Raw genomic sequence first — 3986 nt, forward strand, 5'->3', positions numbered from 1 at the left:
TTCACGGATGGAGAGGAAGCGACAACCACCGATCAGAGCGCTGCTTGATCAGACTGGCTAAACACCAGAATTGACAATAACTCTCTATATTTTTCTGGAATTGTGATTTTTTAGAAGAGAAATATTGTGCAATTGTTGATAGTAATGGAATTATACAAGGGTTTGTTGAAGAGGTAACAAATAACTCATCCACGCATCAGGCACTTGTGGGCGTTTTATTCTTCAAGAAAACCTCGAAGCCAATACTCGAGAACTTTGATCAAGAATGGGACGCTATCTTTAAACAGACACACAAATAGCTTCCATTGACATTCAGAAAAAGACATCAGTTAAGGCGCCTCAGTTTAAACAACTGGGCTTGGAAATGGTGCTTTAGAAGCTAAGGGGATAATTATGATGGAGTCAGTTATCTGCTGGATAGGCTCATAGCCAGGTGATAACCAGCTATAGCCTCAGATGGGGTAATCCCTAATGCTGTACGAAAGCTGCGCGAAAAATGAGCCGTATCGGCAAAGCCATTATCGATCGCAGCATTACGAACCAGATCACCAGTTAATAACTGATGAGCTGCACTTTGAATCGCCAACCACAGTTTCAGCCCACGAAATGTCATACCCGTTGACGCCTTAAAATACTTTAGTGCCTGAGTTCGTTCACGATTAAGGCGTATCGCCAACTCTTGTTGTGACATACGAAACATAGGCTCATCTGAGAGATGGATAATAATTTGAGCGATATCTGTAGGGCATTTTACTTGCCGATATCCAAGCCTTGCGCGTAACTCAAGTATCGAACTCTCATCGCCCCAGAGGGAATCTATAGCAATTTCATAATTTGTGTTAGTAAGCTGAATTGCCAAGTCATTATCATAGGGAAATTGCAGCCCATTTAGATTTAAAATCCGAGCTCTCCCCTCAATAATCACCTCATGAAGTACCTGAGGGCGCACCAGAAGAATATCGCCCACAACTTGCTTTGCTCCATACTTCAGAACAATGGGGCCATCGAGACCACATAAGAGACAAGTAGAAGGCAGCGTATGCGCCCTTAATCGGTCAGCAGCAAGAAGAAAAAGTGGGCTCGAAAACACCTCTTGATCATTAATCATACAAATCACTAGACCTCGAGAGCACGTTTATTCAACGCAATTGGAAAACTGCATATTAAAGTAATTAGTCATTGCCGTATAGATTCTAAAACTGGCGCTGTATATAGATAAGTATGTGGTACGTCATTTAATAAGGAGTTGAAAAGAGATGTCTCATATCGAGCAAAGCTTCCACTATTTGGTGAAAAAGGAATGGAGAAAAGAGTGCCCCTATTTTCGAGTAAATTTTAGACAGCAATACCAAAAGGATTTCCAAAAAGATTACCGAAGGAGGAGTATCCTTTAGTGCCCCCCCTTATCAATATAAAAACCAACTGTGAATTAAGCAGTAATTATTGGTCAATATTTTAAATGAATAACCATCTTCATAAAGCACTTAAAGTATTCTTGTTAACGCTTCTAACTTACGCTCCTATTCTATCGGCATCAACAGACATCCAACAAAAATTGCGCGATGTACTAGAGGGAATGAAAAAAGAGCATAAGTTGGTCGGAGTTGGATCTGTCATCCTTCAGAGTGGACAAGTTATCGCCCAACATACGATTGGGGAGAGAGAAGTTAATAGTGGTGTATCGTTATCTAAAAATGACAAGTGGCATTTGGGCTCAATAACCAAATCCATGACTGCCACGATGATTGCTCGCTTAGTGGAAAAAGGAGTTTTGAATTGGGAATCTACAATTGGGGATATATTTGCTAAAGAGGAAGCTATTAATAACCAGTGGCAAAAGGTGACCTTGAGACAATTATTGACGCATACCTCAGGTGCGCCAACCAACTTTTCTGCAGATATCCAAGCTGAACACCCCAAAAAAGGTAAACAGAGGATACAACATCGATACAACTGGGTTATGGAAATACTCAATTCGCCATTGAATTCAAATCCCGGTGAATCTTTTTCCTACTCAAATGTTGGGTACACTGTCGCTGGCGTTATTGCGGAGACAGTTACTGGCCAGTCTTGGGAAGAGCTTATCGAACAGGAAGTATTTAAACCGCTGGGAACTGAGTCCGCTGGATTTGGCCCTCCAGGAGAGAGGAATAGAGATAATGTTATATCTCAACCTAGAGGGCATATTGAATTACCCGAAGGTAAATATTCCGTTGGTATCGGCAATGAGGCGGATAACAGCCCAATAATGGGACCGGCTGGATCTGTGCATATGTCACTACAGGATCTAAGCCAATATGCCTTTGAGCACCTGCAGGGAATAAAGGGGAATGGGTCACTACTCAATAAAGAAACTTACCAGCTAATCCATACTCCGGCTTTAAATTCATACAGTTTTGGTTGGGTTCAATCTACCTTTGGCGACGAACCTCATATTTGGCATAATGGGTCCAATACATATTGGTATTCATATGTCGGTCTCTTTCCCCGTAGAGATTTAGTTATTACCTTTTCATCAAATGATGGTTCATTTTTCTTAAATCAGCATTTAATCAATGAGCTTCTCATAACAATCCTAGGAGACATGAACACTTAAATTACTATATGTGCAGACTAATGAAGTCACTCTAATCTATTTAATAAAAAAAAGGAATTTCACCTCAATTCAGCAGGCGTGTTAAAGTTGAAATTACAATAGATAAAACCTTAAGTGCTTTGGCTTACAAATGATTAATCGACACCTAAAATGTAAAGCTTATCTTTCAATAATCATCAGCATTTTTATATCGGCAAGTTGTTCTAAGAGTAGCAAGTCAATGGGGTTATCCTCAGATACCATTGGCCTACCCATAGAGGAAGCTAAGGGGTGCGAAATTCTTAATCAAAAAACTACGAGTGCTACCTTTGTAATGTTCAATATTGATAACGATCGCCTCAGGGTATGCAATGCTGAACGCGCTCATAAACCTTTCTTGCCTGCATCAACCTTTAAAGTACCGCACGCATTGATTGCTTTAGAGCTAGAAATTATCCAAGGGCCAAACCAATACATGAAGTGGGATGGAAGAGAGAGAGCGATACCAGCTTGGAATAGGGATACTACACTCGCCACAGGGATGGCCAACTCTACCGTTTGGTATTACCAGGAAACAGCTAAAAAAATTGGCTATGAAAATATGTCTCGCTGGGTAAAAAAACTTGGTTATGGTAATACTGATATCGGCCTTTCTCAGGAACTCACACATTTTTGGCTGGATGGTTCTCTGAGAGTTAGCGCTCTGGGCCAAGTCGAGTTTTTGAGTATGTTAAAGCGGCGTACGCTACCAGCAAGGGATAAGAACCAGATAATAGTAACCGAAATGATGCGGACTCAAGTTGATAATAATACAAGTGAACTTCACGCAAAAAGTGGACTTGTCTTACCGATTGATCCAAATACGGGTGATATAACCAATTCCGATACCGTTATCTCCCGCTTAGAGGCTGTTGATCGTATTGGCTGGTATGTTGGCTGGATTGAACAAGATGATTTAATGGGCGGAGATATCGTTTTTGCCTTTAATCTCGATATAGGTTCACCGGAAGATATTGGGAATCGACGTCGATTAACTTTAAATATGTTAGAGGCAAATGGAGTAGTATTTAAATAGCTCCAATTATTTATAACCAGAAACAAGAAGGAGACAAAAAAAACAGCAAAGTTATTGGCGAACTTCATTTAAAGGTGAAAACACACAAAGTCCAAATGTGATGCACTTCACAAACGCAAAGTGTGTAGATGATAAAGCATATATCATTAGACCTTATCTCTCAGAATCAATGATATATGCATCTGTAGGTATACGACCCTCAAAGAAAAGAGAAAAACAATGCTTGCTGATTGAATCCTAGATTGCCAACATAAGTGACACACGCTTGCCCGTCAGAAATTCTAGCGGACTCAAGTAATTTAATACCTTCCTTGGGCGGGTGTTGATTCGGAATAC

General features: G+C 40.4%; 3 protein-coding genes. 2 read left to right on the plus strand and 1 reads right to left on the minus strand.

Annotated features, from left to right (window positions below):
- Window positions 1-406: 406 nt before the first annotated feature.
- Window positions 407-1108, minus strand: coding sequence for a helix-turn-helix domain-containing protein (locus tag ACCI49_RS23845; RefSeq protein ID WP_371841744.1), 702 nt, complete (start codon window positions 1106-1108; stop codon window positions 407-409).
- A gap of 351 nt (window positions 1109-1459) precedes the next feature.
- On the opposite strand from ACCI49_RS23845, the gene ACCI49_RS23850 reads away from it, so the two are divergent.
- Window positions 1460-2596 (plus strand): serine hydrolase domain-containing protein, encoded by a 1137-nt coding sequence (locus tag ACCI49_RS23850; protein ID WP_371841745.1) that lies wholly within the window; start codon window positions 1460-1462, stop codon window positions 2594-2596.
- 130 nt (window positions 2597-2726) lie between these two features.
- On the plus strand, window positions 2727-3650 hold the full coding sequence (locus ACCI49_RS23855) for a penicillin-binding transpeptidase domain-containing protein (protein WP_371841746.1): 924 nt from the start codon (window positions 2727-2729) through the stop codon (window positions 3648-3650).
- The last annotated feature ends 336 nt before the right edge of the window (window positions 3651-3986 follow it).

Origin of the sequence: Microbulbifer epialgicus (genome assembly GCF_041447265.1) — a bacterium.
Classification (GTDB): domain Bacteria; phylum Pseudomonadota; class Gammaproteobacteria; order Pseudomonadales; family Cellvibrionaceae; genus Microbulbifer; species Microbulbifer epialgicus.